Origin of the sequence: Marinoscillum pacificum, from assembly GCF_024714495.1 — a bacterium.
GTDB classification, from domain to species: domain Bacteria; phylum Bacteroidota; class Bacteroidia; order Cytophagales; family Cyclobacteriaceae; genus Marinoscillum; species Marinoscillum pacificum.
This window is the reverse complement of record NZ_JAMZMJ010000017.1, coordinates 13,569-34,786: the sequence shown is the minus strand read 5'-3', so window position 1 is coordinate 34,786 and position 21,218 is coordinate 13,569. Positions and strand designations below refer to the sequence as shown.

Annotated in this window: 20 protein-coding genes; 10 read left to right on the top strand and 10 right to left on the bottom strand. The window is 41.3% G+C overall.

Annotated elements, in window-relative coordinates; translation table 11 throughout:
- Positions 1–12 precede the first annotated feature (12 nt).
- Complete coding sequence (locus NXS00_RS24195) at positions 13–900, top strand: tetratricopeptide repeat protein (RefSeq protein ID WP_258101870.1); 888 nt, start codon at positions 13–15, stop codon at positions 898–900.
- On the opposite strand, the gene NXS00_RS24190 is transcribed toward NXS00_RS24195, so the two are convergent.
- Together NXS00_RS24190 and NXS00_RS24185 are read right to left on the bottom strand one after the other, a co-directional pair.
- Positions 897–1,925, bottom strand: a complete 1,029-nt coding sequence (locus NXS00_RS24190; RefSeq protein ID WP_258101869.1) for a DUF697 domain-containing protein — start codon at positions 1,923–1,925, stop codon at positions 897–899. The genes NXS00_RS24195 and NXS00_RS24190 overlap by 4 nt on opposite strands.
- Positions 1,922–2,557, bottom strand: a complete 636-nt coding sequence (locus NXS00_RS24185; RefSeq protein ID WP_258101868.1) for a DUF6134 family protein — start codon at positions 2,555–2,557, stop codon at positions 1,922–1,924. The genes NXS00_RS24190 and NXS00_RS24185 overlap by 4 nt, the downstream gene beginning before the upstream one ends.
- A 73-nt stretch (positions 2,558–2,630) precedes the next feature.
- Here NXS00_RS24185 and NXS00_RS24180 point away from each other — a divergent pair, with 73 nt between their 5' ends.
- The gene (locus NXS00_RS24180; RefSeq protein ID WP_258101867.1) at positions 2,631–3,842 is read left to right on the top strand and encodes a bifunctional alpha/beta hydrolase/OsmC family protein; all 1,212 of its coding nucleotides are present in this window, start codon (positions 2,631–2,633) and stop codon (positions 3,840–3,842) included.
- A gap of 62 nt (positions 3,843–3,904) precedes the next feature.
- The gene (locus NXS00_RS24175) at positions 3,905–6,019 is read left to right on the top strand and encodes a hypothetical protein (RefSeq protein WP_258101866.1); all 2,115 of its coding nucleotides are present in this window, start codon (positions 3,905–3,907) and stop codon (positions 6,017–6,019) included.
- 146 nt (positions 6,020–6,165) lie between these two features.
- Here the strand turns inward: NXS00_RS24175 and NXS00_RS24170 are convergent, their stop codons facing one another.
- The 4 genes from NXS00_RS24170 to NXS00_RS24155 form a co-directional block, all read right to left on the bottom strand.
- Positions 6,166–7,089 carry an SRPBCC family protein gene (locus NXS00_RS24170; protein ID WP_258101865.1) on the bottom strand — a complete coding sequence of 308 codons (924 nt, stop codon included), beginning with the start codon at positions 7,087–7,089 and terminating at the stop codon, positions 6,166–6,168.
- A gap of 61 nt (positions 7,090–7,150) precedes the next feature.
- On the bottom strand, positions 7,151–8,050 hold the full coding sequence (locus NXS00_RS24165) for a DMT family transporter (RefSeq protein WP_258101864.1): 900 nt from the start codon (positions 8,048–8,050) through the stop codon (positions 7,151–7,153).
- A 42-nt stretch (positions 8,051–8,092) separates the two neighbouring features.
- Positions 8,093–9,586 (bottom strand): sensor histidine kinase, encoded by a 1,494-nt coding sequence (locus tag NXS00_RS24160; protein WP_258101863.1) that lies wholly within the window; start codon positions 9,584–9,586, stop codon positions 8,093–8,095.
- Positions 9,583–10,284, bottom strand: a complete 702-nt coding sequence (locus tag NXS00_RS24155) for a response regulator transcription factor (protein WP_258101862.1) — start codon at positions 10,282–10,284, stop codon at positions 9,583–9,585. Before NXS00_RS24155 ends, NXS00_RS24160 begins: the two co-directional genes overlap by 4 nt.
- Before the next feature lie 244 nt (positions 10,285–10,528).
- Between NXS00_RS24155 and NXS00_RS24150 the strand changes: the two genes are divergently transcribed.
- Both NXS00_RS24150 and NXS00_RS24145 read left to right on the top strand, forming a co-directional pair.
- Positions 10,529–10,969 (top strand): DM13 domain-containing protein, encoded by a 441-nt coding sequence (locus NXS00_RS24150; protein ID WP_258101861.1) that lies wholly within the window; start codon positions 10,529–10,531, stop codon positions 10,967–10,969.
- Positions 10,953–11,849 carry a hypothetical protein gene (locus NXS00_RS24145; RefSeq protein WP_258101860.1) on the top strand — a complete coding sequence of 299 codons (897 nt, stop codon included), beginning with the start codon at positions 10,953–10,955 and terminating at the stop codon, positions 11,847–11,849. Before NXS00_RS24150 ends, NXS00_RS24145 begins: the two co-directional genes overlap by 17 nt.
- Here the strand turns inward: NXS00_RS24145 and NXS00_RS24140 are convergent, their stop codons facing one another.
- Positions 11,850–12,032, bottom strand: coding sequence for a hypothetical protein (locus tag NXS00_RS24140; protein ID WP_258101859.1), 183 nt, complete (start codon positions 12,030–12,032; stop codon positions 11,850–11,852). It abuts the gene before it with no gap.
- Between the two features lie 176 nt (positions 12,033–12,208).
- Between NXS00_RS24140 and NXS00_RS24135 the strand changes: the two genes are divergently transcribed.
- On the top strand, positions 12,209–12,622 hold the full coding sequence (locus NXS00_RS24135) for a hypothetical protein (RefSeq protein WP_258101858.1): 414 nt from the start codon (positions 12,209–12,211) through the stop codon (positions 12,620–12,622).
- Positions 12,623–12,626: 4 nt separating this feature from the next.
- Here NXS00_RS24135 and NXS00_RS24130 read toward each other — a convergent pair whose 3' ends face one another.
- Positions 12,627–13,040 (bottom strand): DUF3052 domain-containing protein, encoded by a 414-nt coding sequence (locus NXS00_RS24130; RefSeq protein ID WP_258101857.1) that lies wholly within the window; start codon positions 13,038–13,040, stop codon positions 12,627–12,629.
- 101 nt (positions 13,041–13,141) lie between these two features.
- Between NXS00_RS24130 and NXS00_RS24125 the strand changes: the two genes are divergently transcribed.
- From NXS00_RS24125 to NXS00_RS24115, 3 genes are read left to right on the top strand one after another with little or no spacing between them, the layout of a single operon-like run.
- Positions 13,142–13,684, top strand: coding sequence for a hypothetical protein (locus NXS00_RS24125; protein WP_258101856.1), 543 nt, complete (start codon positions 13,142–13,144; stop codon positions 13,682–13,684).
- Positions 13,681–14,424 carry an LVIVD repeat-containing protein gene (locus NXS00_RS24120; protein ID WP_258101855.1) on the top strand — a complete coding sequence of 248 codons (744 nt, stop codon included), beginning with the start codon at positions 13,681–13,683 and terminating at the stop codon, positions 14,422–14,424. The genes NXS00_RS24125 and NXS00_RS24120 overlap by 4 nt, the downstream gene beginning before the upstream one ends.
- Complete coding sequence (locus NXS00_RS24115) at positions 14,421–15,098, top strand: hypothetical protein (RefSeq protein ID WP_258101854.1); 678 nt, start codon at positions 14,421–14,423, stop codon at positions 15,096–15,098. The genes NXS00_RS24120 and NXS00_RS24115 overlap by 4 nt, the downstream gene beginning before the upstream one ends.
- 12 nt (positions 15,099–15,110) lie before the next feature.
- On the opposite strand, the gene NXS00_RS24110 is transcribed toward NXS00_RS24115, so the two are convergent.
- Together NXS00_RS24110 and NXS00_RS24105 are read right to left on the bottom strand one after the other, a co-directional pair.
- On the bottom strand, positions 15,111–16,418 hold the full coding sequence (locus NXS00_RS24110) for a hypothetical protein (RefSeq protein ID WP_258101853.1): 1,308 nt from the start codon (positions 16,416–16,418) through the stop codon (positions 15,111–15,113).
- 168 nt (positions 16,419–16,586) lie between these two features.
- The gene (locus tag NXS00_RS24105) at positions 16,587–19,124 is read right to left on the bottom strand and encodes an adenosylcobalamin-dependent ribonucleoside-diphosphate reductase (protein WP_258101852.1); all 2,538 of its coding nucleotides are present in this window, start codon (positions 19,122–19,124) and stop codon (positions 16,587–16,589) included.
- A gap of 272 nt (positions 19,125–19,396) precedes the next feature.
- Here NXS00_RS24105 and NXS00_RS24100 point away from each other — a divergent pair, with 272 nt between their 5' ends.
- Entirely contained in the window at positions 19,397–21,211 is a 1,815-nt protein-coding gene (locus tag NXS00_RS24100; protein WP_258101851.1) for a carbohydrate-binding domain-containing protein, read from the top strand.
- The last annotated feature ends 7 nt before the right edge of the window (positions 21,212–21,218 follow it).

The following is a 21,218-nucleotide window of genomic DNA, read 5'->3' as shown; positions in this document are numbered from 1 at the left end:
AAACTAATTGTCATGAAGTACTTATTCCTAATTACCTGTTGGCTTATCGCAGGTATGGCCGTGTCTCAAGATTTGAAAAAGGATGCAGATCAGTTTTATCAGCAGGAGAAATGGACTGAAGCAGGTAAAGCTTATAAGAAGTACTTAAAGAAGAACGATCAAGATTCTTCTGCCTGGTATCGTTTGGCTTACAGTCAATACAAAACTGGTCGTTATGATGAGGCATTAGGAAATTATGATAAAGCACTCAGCGGTAATTTTTACCCTGGATTTACATTATATCAGAAGTCGAAGGTTTATGCTGCCTTATCTCAAACAAGTCTTATGTATGAGACACTTTCACTAGCGACACAAAAGGGCTTCAGTAATTTTAAGTTATTAGAGTCTGAAAAAGATTGGGTAGCATTTCAGGATGATAAATTGTTTCTAGCTATTGTTCAGCGATCGAAAGAGAATGCCTTCCCATGTCTGACAGATTCTATCAGAAGACATTTTGATTTTTGGATAGGAGAATGGGATGTGCTGGTGAATGGACAAAAGGTTGGTGAAAACTCCATTACGATGGCGGAAGGTGGATGTGCCATTCATGAAAGTTATACGACAGCCGGTATCTTTTCTGGGCAGAGCATCAACTACTATCAGCCTCTAGATAAAAAGTGGCACCAGTTGTGGGTAGCGAGTGGAGGAAATGTGCTGGATTATACAGAAGTGGATAAATCTCCTGGAATGTTGCAGTTTATAGCAGATTATCTAAATCCTGCTGGAAAAGTCGTGAAATCACGATTGACCTTCACTCAAAATGAAGATGGATCTGTTCGTCAATTTTTTGAAAACTCAAACGATGGAGGAACAACATGGACACCTGGTTTTGACGGCCATTATGTGAAGAAACAAAATTAATCGGGTTGCTCCAGCCTAGGCGTTTCTTTGTCCTTTTTAAAAGGGTTGACTTTTTTCCCGGCTTCTGATATGCCATCTGCCACTTTGGATCCGGCATTTTTAATGCCTTCCCAGCCGGATTTGAGCGTATCAACACCAGCTTTGCGGGTTGCTTTCGCCAATCCACTAATGATGCGCCCAGAAGACTCTACGATAATGGTTCGCAGTTCCTTTGTGGCTCCGAAGAACGCTTCTTTTCGAAGTTTCGATTTGGTGGTGACTTGATTGCAACCACAATATTTTTTGGCAATATATCCAACACGTAGTGTTAAGAAGGCATTGGTTGAGCCTTCCAACAATGAATCTAAAACGATGTGTGCCGTTGGTCCAATTACAGGAATAGATTTGCCCGCAGAGCTTTTCAGGAATGAGCTGATTACGGGTTCTATTTGCTGGGAAATGTCTAGATCTTCTATTTCGGAAGCTAAGAAACTAGCTCCGGCCACATTTGCATAGAGGTAAGTGATTTCTCGAAGAGTAGGTCGTTGGTAATAGATATGTGCTATTTTCCAAACCATTCGAGATTGTGTTGCCAATATGGTTAAGGCATCCAATTTTCCATTTTGAGAAACAGAGGTAGTTAAGAAAACGGCAGTAGCAGTATCATGAATTACTTTGGATGCTGCTTTGTCTAATATGTCCAGGCTTTGCTCGATTTCACCTTCATTCGATGGAACCTGGCCACTTAATTTGAGTAGTTTATTGGCTTTTAACCTTCGAAGTAACCGCTTCCGATAGCTGATTAGTTCTTGTTCATTGGCTGGAAGTTGCAATGGTTTCGGCAACTTGAGGTAAAGCAAAAATGGCCAGCCAATCAGCGAAACGCTCAAGGTGATAAGAACTCCCAGCAGGATGTTTGCAGCCAATTCGTCGTTGGATCTGACCATGAGATAAACACCAGAAATCTGGTTGACCATGAACAGTATAAACCCTAGAATTACGAGGATGCTTACAGGGAGGAGTATTTTCTTTATCGAGCGGATCATTTGGAAATGCTGTTGGCGTACTTATTATTTCTCACGGCTGCCAGCAGTTCAGGTTTCAATACCTGGTTAAATGTGGCAAAATCACGGCTTACCTTCACATTGACACAAATACCATTTTCATACAAATATTCGTTGGTCCCATCTGGGGATACAAGTTTGTACAAATGCTCCCCAATCTTGTCAAAGGTCAGCATTCGTCCGAAATACGCCGAGAATACTTCCTTTCCGTCATAGGGTTCCTCAAAATACAGCTCTGATACAGAGTTTCTGATTTCCTTCTCATCAACCTGGGTATGAATTCCATCAATGATTAATGAATAGAATCCTTGTTTGATGGCCAGTTCTGTTTCTTTCTGTGTGTTTCCATTCAGAGTATTGAAACTCCTTCCGGATTGAAGGGTGCCATTCAGAAATGTCTCCTCCAATTCATATTCTACTTCAAATTTGAAGATGACTCTAAACTCTGTTTTGGTGTTAAGTAAATAGGTTACTTTACCGTTTGTATTGGTTCTGTTGACTACAGTGGTGCCCATAGATTCATCACTACGGATCACATCGTACTCCAATCGCTGTGCAGTAATGGAGGAAAATACAAATAATAAAAAACCAGTGGTTGTCAGTATTAGTTTCAAATCAAGTATTAGTTAGATTCATTAGGTGGATGGTTCTCCTAAATTAAACAATTCATCATTAGACCCTACGTTCATGCGCTCACAAAAAGTCACATTTTCAAATAGTGAAGGCCAAAAGCTTTCTGGAATTATTGATTTTCCACTTATCGGCCAGCCAAAATGCTTTGCCATTTTTGCCCATTGCTTCACTTGTTCCAAAAACCTGAAGGCGGTAGATAATATTAGTTCTGCTCTTACTCTAACGGGAGTTGCGGTATTAAGATTTGATTTTACTGGACTTGGTCAAAGTGATGGAGAGTTTGCGGACACTAATTTCTCGTCGAATCTATCAGATTTGAAGTCAGCATATGACTTTCTCTCCGAGCAATATGAGTCACCTAAAATGATGATCGGGCACTCTTTGGGTGGTGCTGCGGTCTTACATATTAGTGGTCAGTTAGAAGCCGTACAAGCGGTAATAACTATTGCTGCTCCAGCTGACCCTGAGCATGTCAAGCATCTGTTTAGTGATGGAGGTAAAGAAATCGATGCAAAGGGTGAGGCGGAAGTGAACATTGGAGGAAGACCGTTTGTCCTGCGAAAGCAGTTTTTAGAAGATATTGGTCAAAGGGACTCTAGTCAGGTAATTAAGGAATTAGGTAAAGCTTTATTGATTGTTCATTCTCCTCAGGACATGATTGTGGAAATAGCCAATGCGGCAGAGATCTATGATGCTGCTATGCACCCAAAAAGTTTTATCACTTTGGATGGAGCAGACCATCTAATGACCAACGCGGAAGATTCTACCTATGTAGGAAGCATTATCAGTCCATGGGCCAAACGCTATGTTGATTTTGACGAAGAGAAAAATCTTGCACCAGAAGGGGAGGTTTGGACCAGACTTTCAGGAAAGGATTTTGTCACTGAGATCACGGCTGGGAGACATCAGATGGTTGCAGATGAACCCGAAGGAAGTGGAGGTACGGATTTGGGACCGTCACCTTATGGATATTTGTTGAGTGCACTTGGTGCTTGCACGGCTATGACCTTGAGAATGTATGCCAGCTATAAGAAACTGGATTTAAAAGAAGTGGAAGTTCGTTTGACCCATGATAAGGTTCACGTAAATGATGGCGAACAAACCGAGTCCTCCAATGGGAAGATTGATCAGATCAAAAGAACTATTCGAATCGAAGGAGAATTGTCGGAGCAGGAACGAAAACGGTTGATTGAAATAGCCGATAAATGTCCCGTTCATAAAACCTTTACAGGGAAACCTCAAATTATAACGGAAGAAGTCAACTAGATGATTATTTTTGCTGCCAATCACTCACCTGGCCAATTTTTTGCGTTACGAAAATCTTCCTTATGAAGCAAAAGGTATTATTTGGGCTATTACTATCGATCATCACATTAGGCGCGTATGCTCAGCAGCGATTTGATGACAGTTATTTTTTAGATGCACGCGTATTCGTTGATACCATGGAGTATTCCTGGTCACGAAATACTATCGTCAGGAACGACCGAAAGGCGCTTGGTTTTTCGTATGATCAGGACGATGAAGTGGCAGAGATCTACTTGATGTTTGACGAGGACTCGCCAGTATCAGGTGTTTCATTGGTGCCATCAGGGGATTTCAATCAGGTTGATTCCCTAATCATGTTTCGTGATTACGCACGTTTCAAAGTGCAGTTTAATAGTCTTACCAATAGTGATTTCTTGAAATTTACTTTCAGGGTAAAAGTAGATACCGTCGAAGAGTTGGTTGAGCTTCCTCTTTTCCCATATACCAATACGTATGTGGAGCTATACCCGAGTACAGATGAATTATATATTGGAGAAGAAAAGGTGTTCGAACTCACCTCTAATAACGTCGATAACATCATTCCGGATAATCGGTGGACGGAAGGTCTTCCAATCAATTATAGAATCACCAGAGATGGAAGTCGATTATTGCTCCATTTGTTGCCCAATAAGTTAGGTACACAATACCTGGAAGTACCATTCAAGGTGAGAAAGCCCAACGTTAAGCGAGGAAAGTTAGTCTATGATATTCCACCTCTCTATCAGTCGTTTAGCATCAAGTCAGGTAGATTGGTATTCTTGAAATTTGATCAGCAAGAAGTCACACCGAAAGATGATAAGACGGAACCTGTAGAAGTGCAGATTGATAACAATCGATTTTTAAGATTGGATAAGACTTACAGAATCGAAAATCAGGAAGAGTCTGGGGGACCATTGATTGCCGAACTGTATACCAAGGCTAGATTGAACAATGATAAAATTCTTTGTTTGCTCAGACCGTATGCATTTCACAGGCAAAGTGAGGGTTACTTGTATATCAAAGACGGTGACAATGCGCAGTTCGTAACCAATGTCGACATCACTCCTAAAACCAATATTAAATCGATCTATATCCAGAGAGAAGGAAAGGACTGGCAGAAGTCGAATGTGGTTCATCCCGGAGAAACAGTCAATATCAAATTAGAAGGAGAAGGTTTGCATAAAGCCAACTTCAGCTTCCCAGGAGCGAATAATTTGGATTTAGATTCATTGATCAAAAATGAGAAGATCAGTTTATATAGACTGAAGATTCCTTTAACGATCAATACGAATTCCATAGAGATTTTTAATCATAATCAGTCAACAGGGTCTTCTCTCAGAATAGAGGAGTATGCTCGCCCTCGTGATTTGGATTTTATCAACCTGGATTTTGGAAGACGTAGTGTAACAGTAGCTAATGTTGATAAGCCTATATACTATGAAGAGACTCTTACGGATCTGGTATTTGATTTTCAACGATCTAAAATTGATGATGGAGATCTGTATGGTAAGCAGTACCTGCAGATCAAAGTGAAAATCTCCAATAAGAAGGGTAATTTGATAGAGTTGTATCAGTTTGATGAAGTGGTAGTATGTCCGAATGAAGCATCACCTAGATTTATCAATTATGATAGTAAAGACTGTCGTGGAGATGATATCAACTTGAATAATTTTCTTTCTAAGAAAACCTCAGAACTCGAGGAATGGTCTCGGATAGAATTGGAAATCAGTCATATCAAAAGTAAATACGGAGGCGCAGGTAAGAGTAAGAAAATCCTAATACACCTAAAGCGGGATTACAACTTCGACATTGATGTATCCTTCCCTGCCGGGCTCCTGATATTGAAATCTGGCTCTGACAATTTTGCCAACTTTGGAGGTCCAAGCTTTGCGATGATTGCGCAAATGAGTTTTTACCAGCCAGGAAGAATAGCGAAATATCGACCGTATAAAATAGGAGCTGGATTCATTGCAATTGATGCTTTCAACTTCTCAGAAAACAATGATAGTCGAGATGTCGGTCTGGTCGTGATAGGTTCCTTATACCCCACATCCAGTGATAATAAGTTGACCTTCCCGCTCTATGCCGGTTTTGGTTACTTGATGGTGGAACAAAAGATGTTTTTCCTCATCGGTCCCGGGATCCGAGTAAGACTTTAGCAAAATAATCTATCTCAGAAAGTGTCATTTCGACTTTGGAGAAATCTCACTCATGCTTTAAAATTATAGAGTAAGATTTCTCTGGTCGATAACGTCGTAACCTGGAAATAATATTATCAACTAACTTTTTGGGGCAGATTAGTCCTTTACTTCACTGCGAAGTTAATATCAGTAATAAGGTCTTTTGGATCTGTGTCTGTCATTGAGTTCACATAGCTTTCAAACGGGTGAATTCCTTTGGCCGGTTTGAAAACTTTAGCTCGTTGGAGGTTCATCATAGCGCTCCATGGATTGCCTAAATGATCGTATTTTCCGGTGTGTCGAAGCTTGTAAATACGCGTTTTTGGTATTTTACCCGTAACAACTCCATTTGGAAGATTATCAGGCACTTCAGATACAGGTATGGCTGCAGTGTAGTTAGCTTTTCCTTTTACAATTTCAAATTTGTGATAAATAGACACAGGCTCCAGGCTGATGATGTCTTTTTTGTCAGCCATGTATTCCATAAGGAATCCAAAATCCTTTTCCATGGCTGGTCCCATATCGTCCATGGCTACTTCTCGGGTGAGCCCAATGTAGGTACAACCTGGATAATCCGTTTCTCCAACAAAATCTAACTTCGACTGTACTTCACCGATTTCGGCCAGATCTTTTAGCATGTTCAAGCCTCGGTTGAAGTCCATTCCAAGCATGGCGACCATCATATTTTTCATAAAGAACATGAAGAACGGGAGTTTGCTATCCATTAGCCAGGTCACCTTGGTTTGCTTGCCGTGTTCTTTGATTTCAAAACGAATATCTGCTTGAGATTTCCACGGTTTTAGGAAATGCAAATCATAGTCGACTGCCTTGTTTTCTTCTCGATTCAAAACTTTCATTTCTCCACTACCCACGCGCTCTCCTTCCCAGGTGTATGAGTCACCATCCTCTGCAACAGTGAATGTTGCCTCAGGCTCGAGTACCAACCATGGGCTCCATTTATTCCAATAGGACAGATTACTTACAAATTCATAGACTTTATCCGGTGAGGAATCTATTATGATTGACTTTTCGACGTGAAATTTAGGCATGGTGTTATGTTTTGGTTGATTGAATTTACCAAGATCAGAACAATCTCGCAACACCTGTCCTTTATCCTGCTGTTGCCTTTTTCTTTCTTTTCTCTGCTATGAAGATTCCTGAGATCACAACAACTGATCCAAGTAACTGAATAACGGTGAGATTTTCATCCAAAAAGATATAGGCCAGTACGATCGTAGAAACCGGACCCAAGCTTCCAAAAATTGAGAAATTATTAGCACCCAATATTTTTATCGCATAGCTGATCAGGTAAGAGGGGATAACGGTAGCAAAAAAGGCCATGGCTAGTCCGATCCAGTAAACTTCGGCTGGAAAAGATAAAATCGATACTTCCTTCGTGTAGATATAGTGCATTACCACACATGCACATGAGATCATCATGGCATAGGAAGTAAAAACAGTTGCTCCAAATTTCGGAATCAACCAACCTGAGCCAGTTAAGTAACTCGCATAGGTGAGTGCGCTTAAAAAGATCAATACAGCTCCGTACAGCACTCGATCTTCCTGATTGATGACTAGTTCATTAGAGAAAATGATCACTACACCGATGTAAGTAACGATGACACCTAAAGCTTGTTTTTTGGTAATCGTTTTTCCCAGGAAAATATAGGAAAGCAGTAAGACCAAAGTTGGGTAGATGAACAGAATCAATCTTTCCAAACTTGCTTTGATGTACTGCAATCCAAGAAAATCAAAGTAGCTAGCCAGGTAATAGCCTACCATTCCCAGACCTAATAACCATAAATAGTCATTGCTCTGAAGTTTCTCCTTTGGTCGTTTGACGATGCTGACCACCAGGTAAAATGGAAAGGCAAACAGCATTCGGAGCAATAGCAGGCTGATGCTGTCAATGTCATATTGATAGGCAAGTTTTACCATTACTGCTTTACTGGAGAAAAGCAGAATGCCACAGATGGCTAGAATAATTCCTAAAGTCTTGGTTTGCTTCAAAGTGTTCGTGTTCTAACACTAAGTTAGACGCTATCTCCACAATTAGGCTATAGGACTCGCATAAATTGGTAAGCCGAATTGAAAGGTTGTTCCCAAGTTTGGTTGACTGATCACTCGAATTGTTGAGTTGTGAATCTCTAAAATCTTCTTGGCAATTGCCAACCCAAGTCCAGTTCCTTGCTTGTTGGATGAACTCTCTGATTTTCGGTATCGATCAAAAATATGAATTTGATCTGCTTCTGAAATACCTTCTCCTGTGTCCACTATGGCAATAGCAACTTCGTGATTGTCAGCTGTTATTTTCAGAGTAATGGTGCCATCTACGGGAGTAAATTTTAGCGCATTATCCATCAGGTTTTGGATCACTCGCTCTACCAAACTGAGGTCTGCAAAGACCAATGGAATGTTGTTCCTAATCTCCAGGTGAATAGAGATGTTTTTCTCTTTGGCCAACACTTCAAACTTGGAGCGTACATCGTGTGCAAGCTCGGTTATTTGGAAAGGCTCTTTGTGCGGTTCAATCTGTTTGGCTTCTAGTTTGGAGTACTCGAAAAGTTGTGAAACCATATGAGACAATCTTTCCGAACTGTTCCAAATGATGTTCAGATACTTCTTACGTTCTTCCTCTGCTAGTGATTGATCCTTCATTTCAAGCGTTTCGATATAGCCTTGAAGGATAGCTAAAGGAGTTCTGAGGTCATGAGAGATATTAGCAATGAGCTCTCGTCTGAGTGCGTCCACTGACTTGATTTCATCCAGGTTTTTAACAATGGTATCCGCCATTTCGTTGAATGAAACGGCGAGTGTAGACAAGTCTTTAGTCTCCGCATTTGGAATACGAGCATTAAGGTCTCCATCTTGAAAGCGCTTCACCTGGAAGATGATCTCACGAAGGTTTCTTGTAAGGAACCAAATACTGACCATGCCAATCAAACTGGCAAAGACAATAATCAGCGCTCCAACTCCAGCACCTAGTTGTAGGAAGAAGCTTGAGAAAAGCTGACTGTTGACCAGCTCATATTGCTGGCCTGCAAGTATGATATAGATAAAGCCTTGTTTGCCGTTCACATCGTATGACTCTGCGGAAAAGATCTTTTTCTGATCTTGATTTCGTGGATCATCACCTAGCACATATGCTGTTTTGTTGCCATGGAGGAATTTATTGATTGGCTCAATATCAATTTGGGTAACAGGTTTGCCCGGATTATGATCCAAAACTACCGAATAAAGTACCTGTCCCACATCATCCAATAAATACACTTCTATTCCCTGATTGACAGCCATCATGTCGTGCATCAGGTCGCCAAATAAGGGTTTATTCACAGATCCATCTTCCAGGAAAGGAGACTCATTTTGAAATTTTTCATTGATGAGGTGTGCGGCCACTTGACTGTTGAGACGTTGAGTAACTTCTTCGAAGTGTTTGTTGGTTATGAATACCGTCAAGCCTGTAAAGGCCACTCCGATAACTACCAGCAAAAGGAAAAAGCTAAGTGAGAGCTTTGCGATAAGTTTATTATTGATAGATGACATCATGCTACTTCTTCATTGAATTTGTAACCTACTCCCCATGCGGTGATGATGAATTTTGGGTTGTTCATGTCTGTTTCGATTTTGGCTCTTAGTCTGTTGATGTGTGAATTGACCGTGTGTTCATAGCCATCAAAATCATATCCCCAGATGAGTCTCAACAGGTCTGAGCGCGAGTAGCATTTGCCGGGATGACTAGCCATAAGAGATAGCAATTCAAACTCCTTGGGTGAAAGCTCCACTCGTTGATTGCTCACCACAACTTTTCGTTGCTCTACATTGATCTGTAAATCGCCGAAGGACATTTGAACCTTATTTTCCAGATTCAGACTTTCCCGAATCATGTTGTTGCGACGAAAAGTAGCTTTTACTCTAGCTAAAAACTCCCGAATACTGAAGGGCTTGGTCATGTAATCATCAGCACCAAGCTCCAGACCAAGAACCCGATCGATTTCCTCTGACTTGGCAGTGAGCATGATAATGGGAGTATTGCTTTTGGCTCTTACCTCTCTACAAACTTCCATGCCATCCATAGCGGGCAGCGCAATATCTAAAATGATCAAGTCTGGCGTTTCATCTAAGGCAAGACGTAGACCCGTCACACCATCGTGCGCTTTGGTGACTTCACAATCCAGGTCTTTTAAATGGATTTCAAGTAGGTTGACAATCTCCAGATCATCCTCTATGACAAGTACTTTTTTCATCTCTGTAGCAATTGAGTGATAAAGTATCACAGAAGTATCACGGTATCCTACGGATTATGTGATAAACCCATACAAATAGAAACTGCACGACATTTTTCAGTGCTACTACACAACTGTTTTGAAGGGATTTTTGATCAAAAGAGCGATTTGATCAAAATGTGAGAATTCCGTGAATCCTTCGAGACATCTCCAGACTTGTTTTGCTATCAGGATTTTTTCAATAACCATAAAAGAAAATACAATCATGAAAAAACTAGCATTAGCATTTGTTCTCGGAGCATTTTTAATGGCTTGCGGAGAAGATGAAACCATCACTATTGATAGCAGCATGCCTCAAGGTGAGTTTACAGTAAGTGAGTCAGGAAGCTTTATGGCTCAAAATGATACTGGAAGTAAAGGAATGGTACAAGTAGGTTCAGATTCAGAAGGCACTAATTTTATCAAATTCGGAAGTGATTTTGAAACAGTGTTGGCAACAGGTACTGTAGCCGTTTTCCTTTCTACATCAAACGAAGCAATGTTCGATCCAGGAAATGGAAACCCAGATGTAGCCTTGATCGGAAATGTATCTTCCAATGGCGAACAATACTTTAAACTGGATGCAGCTCCAGCGGCTAAATACACCCATGTTATTCTTTGGTGTGCTTCAGCAGGAATACCATTTGGTTATGCGGAAATCCAATAAGTATATCAGTTTATGTATTCCGCTGATCCACCTGTCTTTGATGGGTGGATCTCTGTTTACGGCGTCAGCTCAAAGTGGGTGGACCAAAGCAGCGGATGAAGCTTTCTTCAAGTTATCTTATCTCAATTTCCAATCGGAGGACTATTACAATCTCTCGGGCGAGCAGATGACTACAAGTCAATTTAGCCAGCAGGCCATTGGCTTGTATGGCGAATATGGTGTTACAGACCGGCTGACAGTATTAGTGGATTGGCCAATGTTGAAGCGCCAGGGATTCGAAACTACAGAAAATGTGTATGGTACTGGAGATTTGAAACTTGGAGTGAAGTATGCTTTAGTGAAAAAGATTCCTATCTCACTTTCCATAGTGCCCGAATTACCAATTGCTAAGGCAAACAAGTATGCTCAAAATGAGAATCCGGCTTTAGGAAATATTAATTTGCCAACTGGAGATGGTGAATTCAATGTGTTTACGACATTGGCCATTTCGAGCTCATTGCATCCATTGCCTGCTTACATCAACCTGTATGGTACGTTCAATTATCGCACGAAATATCAGGATATCTCATTAAGTAATCAACTGATGGAAGGAGTGGAGGTTGGATACAATCCTTTTGCAACGCTTTGGGTAAAGGCAGGTGTAAAGCTGCAGCAAACCTTGGGAGATGGATCCTCGGCTGTAAGTTTTATCCGTGGAGAAGGCACAGAGTTTAGTTCGCTATTTGCAGGAGCTTTCTACAAATTCACGGAAGCGTGGGGAATCGATTTGACGTACTTTGGTTATCTCGATGGCCCAGTTAAAAGTGCCAATGTCTATCAAGGTCCTGTACTTTCAGTTGGATTAGTTTATGACGTAAAACAATTGTTGAGAGGAGACTGATTACCTCAGCTCCTCAAGTAGAATGTCAATATCGTCATTGCAAAAGCCAAGTTCCTGACCTTCGAGATATATCAACTGTATTTTCTCATTCTCACTTTTATTCAACTGCATCATTGCTTTCGCTTTCTTGATGAATTTTGAAGCTAGCTCTTGCTGAAAGTCGTGTACTTTGAGAAGTGTCATATTCGGTGAATCGTTTTATATCAGTTAATAATTACGAATATACTAAAGAAAAGCTAATTATTTTAGGTGAAATACCTAATTGAGCGATAATTATTGAAAATATCGTTTATCGTGTGTGATGTTCCAACTCCTGGCACGAAATCTGTGTCATTATAAGTCACCGTAAGTAATGAGTAATGAAACAGATCACCCTAATAGCGATTTTATTCCTGGCTATAAGCTGCGATGACTGCTGTAGTGAATTGCCAGATGGTAACGAACTTCAAGGCAAGTGGCAGGTAGTAGAGGTTGGGTATTCACCCGGAGCTGGCTATGTGACTGAAAAGGTTGAAGAAACTCGCTTTGTCCAATTTGGAGAAGATCATCAGTTTATCTCCAATTATGATGGTCTTGAAGACATCCGATATTATCGTATTAATGAAAATTCGGGGAGATCTATGCTGGAGCTTTTTCCTGAGGAACCAAAAGAGATGGATCCGGATCAATTAGTGTACAAATACCATATGAGTTTTGATGACGGCATGTTGAAGTTGATGTATGCATATTGTACCGAAGGATGTCACATTGGAATTCAAAAAATCAGCGAGTAATCAACTATCTGTCCATAGTTCTATACATGAATTTCAGTGCTGACCACTGGTCATCCACTGCAGCTACTTTTATATCTACCAATCCTGTTTTTAATAGATAGTCACGGACAGATTCTCTATTAATATCTGTTTTAATACCCGAAGAACCTTTGGGCCAGGAAACCCACATACTTCCATTCTTTTTCAATAATGGCTTGGCTTCTGTAACTAACGTTTCTAGAGAAGTACTGTTTTTGACAAATAGATGAATGAAATCAAGTGACTCTGTTTCAGGGTTCGATATTTGATTAACTCCTTCCGGCCAATCGTCAAATAGTTCCAGATAGTAAGATGGCGCAGCGAATATCTTGATATCAAATCCTGATTTGATTCCTAGCTTTTTAGCTAAAGGGGTTCCAGAATATCCAGTTGTCGGCATCTTTTTTCTAAATAACACGAAAATCTTTCGGTGTAAGTTTTCTTTACTATACAACTGTTCGTAGTTTCAGTGGGTCATTACGCATAAGAAAACCGAACCTAATGAAATTAACTAATCTCCTATTCCTATTGGCTATGATGGCAATAGGGATATCCATTTCATGTGAACCTGCCATTCCGGAGTTTCCAGATGAAGCTATGGAAGCATACCGCCCTATCTACGCCAATAGTCAACAGCTGACAATCAGTAAAGAGTCCGGCAGAGACATTAATCTGGCCGGTAAAATCTTTGTCTATGGAAATGTGTTATTGGTGAATGAAGTGAATCAAGGTATCCACGTTTTTGACAATACGGATCCCAAAAAGCCTATTAACTTATTCTTTATCTCCATTCCCGGAAATACCGATATGAGTTTTGATGATGGCTTACTTTATGCCAACAACATGTCGGATCTGGTGACCATCAAAGTCTCACTTGATGATTTTGAAGTAACCCAGCGGTTTGAAGGGTTGTTTCTTGATGATAACGAGTATAAATATCCTCCTGGACATGATGTGTATTTTTCATGTATCAATCCCGAACGAGGGCGTGTCATAGGTTGGGAGAAGGACATTATTCAATCACCAGACTGCTACAAGAGATGAAACAATTAAGCATATTTTTGATACTGGTTGTTCTTGGTCTTGGCTGTGGTGACGACCCGGAGTTAAATGTATTTGGACCTGGAGATGGAATAGAAGGAGTGGGCGTTTCCAGCTCACGATTTGTGATCAAAGACAACTACTTGTATCTGGCTACAGAAACGGACTTGAAAGTGATAGAATTGGGTGCTGACGGCCAATCGGAAGTGGTTCGGACAATGCCGGGCCTGGATGTTTTGGAGACCATTTACATTTATGGAGAGTATTTGTTTTTGGGAGCACAAAATGGTGTCTATATCTATGACATTACAGAGCGAGATCTTCCAAGCTATATCAGCAAGTATGACCATCAAACGGCTTGTGATCCTGTTATTGCCAAGGGAGATTTTGCCTATTTAACGCTTCGAAATGGAACCAATTGTAGGGAGGCTTCCATCAATTATTTGATTACGCTAGATATTTCCGAAATAGGCCATCCGATCCCAGTTGATACTATCGGGATGATCAGGCCAAGAGGGCTCACTTTTTATGATGGAGACTTATATGTAGGAGAAGGTGTTTATGGGTTGAAAAAGTTTGATTTGTCTACTCCTTACCAACCAGTTCTGGACACCTTTTACACTGAGGTGCCTTGTAATGACCTCATAGGTTTGCCAAGTCACCTCATCCTTACTTACAACAATGGCATCAGTCAATACCTGGTAGATGCTGATACCTTGGAACAATTAAGCATCATCCAATGAAAAGAATTTTATTAATCACTTTATTGTGCCTGAGTATCGTTAGTAGTGTTTTTGCACAGGCAGACACTGTTGAGCATGTGACCAAGTACCCTATTCTGATTCCTAAAATCGATGTGGCCAATGCTGCCAATCCGGAAGATCCCTCTTGGATTTTTGCTTTAGAGTTTTTTCCTTTCATCAAATGGCTATCACTTTCTCAGGAAGTTGGTTTTGTCAGTGATATCCGTGAAGATGAAACCGCCACGCTGGTTAGCAGTCTTAAATACCGAAGTGAGTTGAGGCTGTATTCACCAACATTTGGAAGCGGGTATTATGATTTTGCTACTTATGTTGGAGGTTCGTACCAAAGACGCGACCTGACCATCAATGACAATTACATCATTGGATATGAATGTGAAGGAGACGATTGTGTTTATTACCAGAACTATGAAGGTGACATCAGCACTACGCGCAAAGTGTATCAAGTGCATGTTGGAATTCAAATGAGGGCTGACCGGTTTGTATTAGAAGGTGACCTTGGAGCTGGAGAGTCTCGTTTTACGGTGGATCGCTCACCATTTTTCGAAGAGTCGAGTTTCGTGGAGAAAGAGCGGTTTTTAAGTGAAGCCAACCTTGGCAAGAAAACGTATGTCAATTTTCGCCTGAAGGTTGGCTACATGCTTTGGAGAAGGTAAGGTTATCTTAAGTTAAAGTTGAACTCCGAAATTGAGATCAGCCCAAAACGTACGATTTCCATTCTGAGCAACAAGTGGTCCTTCTATCAAGTCTTGAGTATCTGATTTTATCCAGGAGGCATTGCCTACTATTCCGATAAAAAAGAACAAGTCAGGCATTTTTGTGTGATCAAATGGATTGAAGCCAAACTGACCTTTGATGGTATAGATCATATTTGGCTTCCATATGGACTGACCTTGTTCTACCAGATGAGTTGCTTGTGCAAAGGCCTCATAGAAATAGCGGTTGTGAAGTTTCCGGGGATCTTTCTTTTGGTTACCAAGAGCATAACTAAAACCTTGTCGTTTTTTCTGATTATCCCAACTATAGGTAAGGGCATTGAGTAATTTTTTGGAACCTGTAGACATTTCCACATTGTAGCGAAAGAGTCTATTGGTATGGGCACGTAAGAATCCACGAGCATCTGGCGCCAGATTAAGTAATCCAATAGGATACTGTGGGATTTTATTGGAGATGTTGATCAGACCAAATTGAGCATACCCGAGATCTTCAGCATAGTTCACCAAGCCCAGTTGAAACCCATCACCGTTTCTCCAGGCAAAATTAGCAAGGCCTAATTGCATCCAGTAAAACTTACTATATCGAAAAGTTTCACTGTTGTGATTGGTCACCACATTGAGACCTCCCAACTGAAGGCCATCCAGTTCATGGCTAATATGATTGAAGAGGGCAAATAATTGTACACCAGATAGCATTCTGGCTCTATTGACAATAAAAGCCGACTGGAAGGCAACTCCCATATCCCCAATATGATTGGAGACTAGTGCGATTTGTCCACCAGAAAAAGCCTTTGCTACATCGTTGTGAATGCCTGTGATTTGAATGCCATTCATAGAAACAGTGACCAAATTGAATCCTGCACTTAGCTGGCCTCCGAATCCTCCGCCATTTACTCCATTAATCAGACCTGCAATTTGTATCGCTCCGAACTCAGCAACACTGTCTTTCGCATGGCGATCCTTTAGAAATGGAAAAGCGCCAAGAATATTGCCAACACCTGCGATGTTGATTCCCTGACTTCTCTGGATTTGATAATGACTAATTCCAGAAATACTGAGGATGTTGTTGGCATAGGCATGTCCGGAGAAAATGTTAATACTAACATTGTGTTCGTACTTGATTCCGTAGACTCCTGAAGAGCCAAGTCCGGGTATAATCCCGATATGTACTGGTTTGAATTTGACAAAGTCTGGTTGTTTTTGGGCATAGGTTAGTTGCACTGCTATGAGTAGCAGTGTCGTCAAGGTGATTTTTTGCATAACACGTTTTTTACATTAACACTAAGACTACTAACGTGTTATGAATCGATTTTGGTGTGTTTCTACTGAATTGTCTTGTTGTAGCTCCCCTCCTGGGAGGGGAGCATATTAAAGTAAGAACAGTGTTTATGCTAAAACGTCTGTGGAAAATTGTTGAACGAATTTTGTCTAGCTACACGCCGTATGCCCACAGTTTTTACACTTCAAGCATCCTTCTTCAAAGATTAGACCTTCTTCATCTCCACATTGTGGACATAGGTGGTCTTTGGATTTGGTACCTTCCGGGACGAACTTCTTCAATGCTCGGTTAACACCATTCTTCCAGGTGTTGATGTGATTGCGATCAAAATTTAGATTGTCAATCAAGTGAATCACATCAACGAGTGGCATACCATGTCTTAAAATTCCGGAAATAAGTTTCGCATAATTCCATAGTTGCTGATCAAAAGATCGAGAGAGTCCTGCTATCAAAACTTCATATCCCTGGCTGTCCACAAAAAGGAAGTCATAGCGGGTCTTATTCGTGCGTTGATCCTTGGTGCGAATGATCCAGCCATCTTTAACATAGGCAGGAAGAGCAAAGGAGTCTTCTGCTCTACCGGTAAAGATTTCATAAGGCTTACCATTTAGCAAACCGACGAAGGCCATCCAGTTCTCTTTTTCATTTTGGAACCGAACGATTTTAGCAAGCAGTTCTTTAGGCCTTTTGGGAGCTTTTGTCTCGATGATATCATCCTCTTTCGTTTCTTCCTGACTAATCAGCACACCAGTTCTAGAACCATCACGATAGACCGTAATTCCTTTGAGTCCTTGTTGCCATGCTTGTCTGTAGATTTGATCTACTTCCTCCACGGAGGTATCTGCAGGAAGGTTGATCGTAGAACTAATGGAGTGGGTCACATATTTTTGAATGAGTGCCTGTAATTCAATGCGCTTTTGCCAATCAATTTCTGGAGCCGTGGCGCCGGCGTAGGGACTCTCTTCAATTGCTTTGTTAGGATACAGTGCTTTCCAGTCCTCTAATTTTTTGTGATATACATCAAACTCTTCCCATCTGTCTCCGGAATCATCAATGAATGTGGCTTCTTTTTCGGAGAGGTCTGTGGCTTTTCTTCTGCGTTTGTAGGACAACATGAATACAGGTTCGATTCCTGAGGAGGTTTGGGCAAGCATACTTACCGTACCTGTTGGGGCTACGGTAGAAATGGAGATGTTGCGACGACCGTGTGTCATCATGCGTTCGTACGTTTCAGGGAACTCTTCTGCCAGGAATTTGACAAAGTCAGAGGTCTGCTCGATTTGAGGGTCAAAGGCCTCAAAGTGCCCTCTTTCTACTGCCATATCTACTGAGCTATCAAACTCCGCCTTGCATTTCGTATGCATGATTTCTTTGACCACATCCAATGCATCGTCACTATCAAATTTCACGCCCAATCCTGCTAATGCATCAGCCAATGCGGTGAACCCTAGCCCAGTTCGACGACCTTTCTTCCCGTTGCTGTACAGGTGATTCCAGGTGTCTGCCTCTACATGTTTGATGTGACCAGGCTCTGGGTCATTGGCTATTTTTTCGATGATAGCGGTTACGTGCTCTAATTCCAGATCTACCAAGTCATCCATTAGGCGCTGCCCTTCATAGACTACCTCATAAAACAATTCGTGGTTGAAATGTGCCTCTGAAGTGAACGGTTGATTGATGAAACTGAATAGATTGAGTGCCATCAGTCGACAGGAGTCGTTTGGTTGCATGGCGATTTCCGAACAAGGGTTAGTGGAAGCATTCTCAAAATCTGGATATACAGAGGAAGTACTATAATGATGTTGTTTATCCCAATAAATAATGCCCGGTTCAGCCGTGTTGTGTGCTGATGCAATGATTGTATTCCATAGTTCTTTTGCATCAATGGACTTGGTAATGATGGGGTTCTCACTCTTTATCGGCCATTGAAGCTGAAACTCCTCTCCACTGTGAACAGCTTTCATAAATTCATCCGATACCCTTACGGAAATATTGGCTCCAGTCACTTTACTGAGGTCTTGCTTCACCGTCACGAAATCCTCAATATCCGGATGCGCAATATCTATAGTTAGCATTAGTGCACCTCGGCGTCCATTTTGACTAACCTCTCGAGTGGTGTTGGAGAATCGCTCCATAAATGAAACGATGCCCGAAGAAGTACCTGCTGCATTGTGTACTGCTAGCCCTTTCGGTCTGATGGTTGATAGATCAAATCCAACCCCACATCTTCGTTTGCACAGCTGAGCAATTTGCTGATCGGTATAGAAAATGCCACCGTAACTATCGATTGGGGCATCAATAACTACACAATTGCTTAGTGATCCTGTCAGGAACGGGTTACCCAACAGCGCCATGACACTACCTTGTGGAATCAGGTATTTGAAATCTTTGAATAGTTCGAAGATGACCGATTCTTTTAATGGTTTTCTCCGCTGACCATAGTCGCTAAGAGCTTCTTTCTCGACTGGTCTTTCCTGATACTTCTTTTCTATTCGGTAAAACTCTCCAGCCATGCGCTCATGCATGTCATCTGGAGTCAGTTCTGCATATTGGTTTTCATCATTGATCATACAGTACTTGTTGATCCAGGTGGTGGCAGCGAGTTCGTCGCCACCAAAGTACATCAGGGCTGCTTCCTGTACATCTTCGCGTGAATAGGTTGAGTTTTCGAGGAGTAAATCGGACATGATTGAGAGGGTTTTTGGTCAAGAGATAAAGCTGGGTCCAAAGGAATATCTCAGCTCATGGTAAAGGAATGACATTGATCAGTGGGGTGTATGTTTGGTGTCAACTGCTATTGTTTTGACCAAAAAAGCGGTAGTTCTAGTCTAGTCAGAAACCTTATAGTTCATTGAAAATATGTAGTGCTTGGTTGAATAATTTTTCGCCATTGAGCTACCTGAGCTAGTCTTACATCATCAAAAGCATCGCTGATGTAGCAACCATTCAAACGCATGTAATGATGAAGAAAATAGAATTATTTAGAAAGTTGGGCTTTTCATTGACAGTAGTCTTGATTATTGGATTGAGCTCGTGTTTACAGAATGATAATCTGAGTGAGATCACTCAGGATGATGAGGAAACTGATACCTCATTGATCGATAGTAGTGAAGACATACTTGACGAGAATGTTGGGGATGTGCTGGAAGAAAATGATGAATTCCACGAAGAGGAAGGAGATGAGGAATGGGATGAGTCAGAAGAGGTTTTAATCACATTGACCGGATCATCTGCTTCAGCGAATTCAGAAAATGTGATTATTGATGGTAGTTTTATAACCATTAGCACTGCTGGCACTTACCGTATCACGGGAAACTTATCAGACGGAAGCATTATGGTCGATACCGAAGATGAAGAGCTGGTTAGGCTTATCCTCGACGGGGTTTCCGTCAGTTCATCGACAACCGCACCAGTAAATGTCTGGGGAGCAGAAAAGGTAATCATAATAATTGCTGAGGGCTCAGAAAATAGCTTTACTGATAGTTCTGATTACATTTTTGAAGAAGGTGAAGACGAACCCAATGCAGCGTTCTTTAGCAAAGCTAATCTTTCCATATACGGAAGTGGCAAACTGATAGTTAATGGAAATTACAATGATGCCATTGCCAGCAAAGACGGGTTGATTATCGATGGCCCTGAGATAGAGGTCAATGCAGTAGATGATGGAATCCGCGGTAAAGATTATCTGGTTTTAAGAAATTCCACCATGAATATTGTGAGTGGTGGAGATGCTTTTAAATCAGATGAAGACGAGGATGCAGAGCGCGGATATATATTGATTGAATCAGGAAACTATACCATTACTACAGATGGAGATGGATTCGCTGCAGAGACGGATTTACTAGTGGTGGATGGTACTTTCAACATTACTGCAGGAGGAGGAAGTTCTTCAAGTATAGGTGATAGCTCTACTAAAGGAATGAAGGCAGGACAGAAATTCGTGATTTCTAATGGAACATTTGTGATCAACAGTTCTGATGATGCCATGCATGCAAACGGTCATATCATCATTGAAGACGGCACTTTCGAATTAGCAACTGGGGACGATGGTATTCATGCGGACTCCTCGTTGCATATCCTGGCTGGAGATATCTTGGTGAGCGAATCTTATGAAGGACTGGAGTCAGCAGTGATTCAAATAGATGGAGGCAAAATCGTAGCACATGCAAGTGATGATGGACTCAATGTAGCAGGCGGCAATGATAGCTCAGGCCACGGTGGTCCAGGTGGTAATGGTAGCTATGGATCTAATTCAGGGGATTATTACATGATTATTAATGACGGACAGATTGCTGTATATGCTCAGGGAGATGGCTTGGATGCTAATGGGTCGATAGAAATGACTGGCGGAACAGTGATTGTATATGGCCCAACTGGCAACGGCAATGGTGCGCTGGATTATGATGATACCTTTAAAATATCAGGCGGTACCCTATTAGCAGTAGGTAGTTCAGGAATGGCACAGATGCCAAGTAGTAGCTCGTCACAGAATTCTTTAAAAATTTCATTCAGTAGTAGTTTATCAGCCGAGACCACACTAAGGTTGGAGGACAGTAGCGGAACGGCGCTGTTCACTTTTACAGCTCCAAAGAGCCTTCAGTCCTTAGTGTTCTCGTCTGATGCAGTTGAAAATGGTAGTTATACCTTATACAAAGGTGGATCGATAGATGGTGAAAGTTTCGAAGGCTTTTACTCCGGTGGTACCTACTCTGGAGGCAGTGAGTATGGTCAGGTTTCTGTGAGTAGTAGTACCAACACTTCCATCAATCTTTAAGATACTT

Coding starts and splice junctions, on each gene's coding strand:
- NXS00_RS24110 (WP_258101853.1), bottom strand. CDS start 16,418: ATGCAAAAAATCACCTTGACGACACTGCTACTCATAGCAGTGCAACTA.
- NXS00_RS24160 (WP_258101863.1), bottom strand. CDS start 9,586: ATGATGTCATCTATCAATAATAAACTTATCGCAAAGCTCTCACTTAGC.
- NXS00_RS24130 (WP_258101857.1), bottom strand. CDS start 13,040: ATGCCGACAACTGGATATTCTGGAACCCCTTTAGCTAAAAAGCTAGGA.
- NXS00_RS24135 (WP_258101858.1), top strand. CDS start 12,209: ATGAAACAGATCACCCTAATAGCGATTTTATTCCTGGCTATAAGCTGC.
- NXS00_RS24155 (WP_258101862.1), bottom strand. CDS start 10,284: ATGAAAAAAGTACTTGTCATAGAGGATGATCTGGAGATTGTCAACCTA.
- NXS00_RS24150 (WP_258101861.1), top strand. CDS start 10,529: ATGAAAAAACTAGCATTAGCATTTGTTCTCGGAGCATTTTTAATGGCT.
- NXS00_RS24145 (WP_258101860.1), top strand. CDS start 10,953: ATGCGGAAATCCAATAAGTATATCAGTTTATGTATTCCGCTGATCCAC.
- NXS00_RS24170 (WP_258101865.1), bottom strand. CDS start 7,089: ATGCCTAAATTTCACGTCGAAAAGTCAATCATAATAGATTCCTCACCG.
- NXS00_RS24175 (WP_258101866.1), top strand. CDS start 3,905: ATGAAGCAAAAGGTATTATTTGGGCTATTACTATCGATCATCACATTA.
- NXS00_RS24100 (WP_258101851.1), top strand. CDS start 19,397: ATGATGAAGAAAATAGAATTATTTAGAAAGTTGGGCTTTTCATTGACA.
- NXS00_RS24140 (WP_258101859.1), bottom strand. CDS start 12,032: ATGACACTTCTCAAAGTACACGACTTTCAGCAAGAGCTAGCTTCAAAA.
- NXS00_RS24120 (WP_258101855.1), top strand. CDS start 13,681: ATGAAACAATTAAGCATATTTTTGATACTGGTTGTTCTTGGTCTTGGC.
- NXS00_RS24190 (WP_258101869.1), bottom strand. CDS start 1,925: ATGATCCGCTCGATAAAGAAAATACTCCTCCCTGTAAGCATCCTCGTA.
- NXS00_RS24125 (WP_258101856.1), top strand. CDS start 13,142: ATGAAATTAACTAATCTCCTATTCCTATTGGCTATGATGGCAATAGGG.
- NXS00_RS24180 (WP_258101867.1), top strand. CDS start 2,631: ATGCGCTCACAAAAAGTCACATTTTCAAATAGTGAAGGCCAAAAGCTT.
- NXS00_RS24115 (WP_258101854.1), top strand. CDS start 14,421: ATGAAAAGAATTTTATTAATCACTTTATTGTGCCTGAGTATCGTTAGT.
- NXS00_RS24195 (WP_258101870.1), top strand. CDS start 13: ATGAAGTACTTATTCCTAATTACCTGTTGGCTTATCGCAGGTATGGCC.
- NXS00_RS24105 (WP_258101852.1), bottom strand. CDS start 19,124: ATGTCCGATTTACTCCTCGAAAACTCAACCTATTCACGCGAAGATGTA.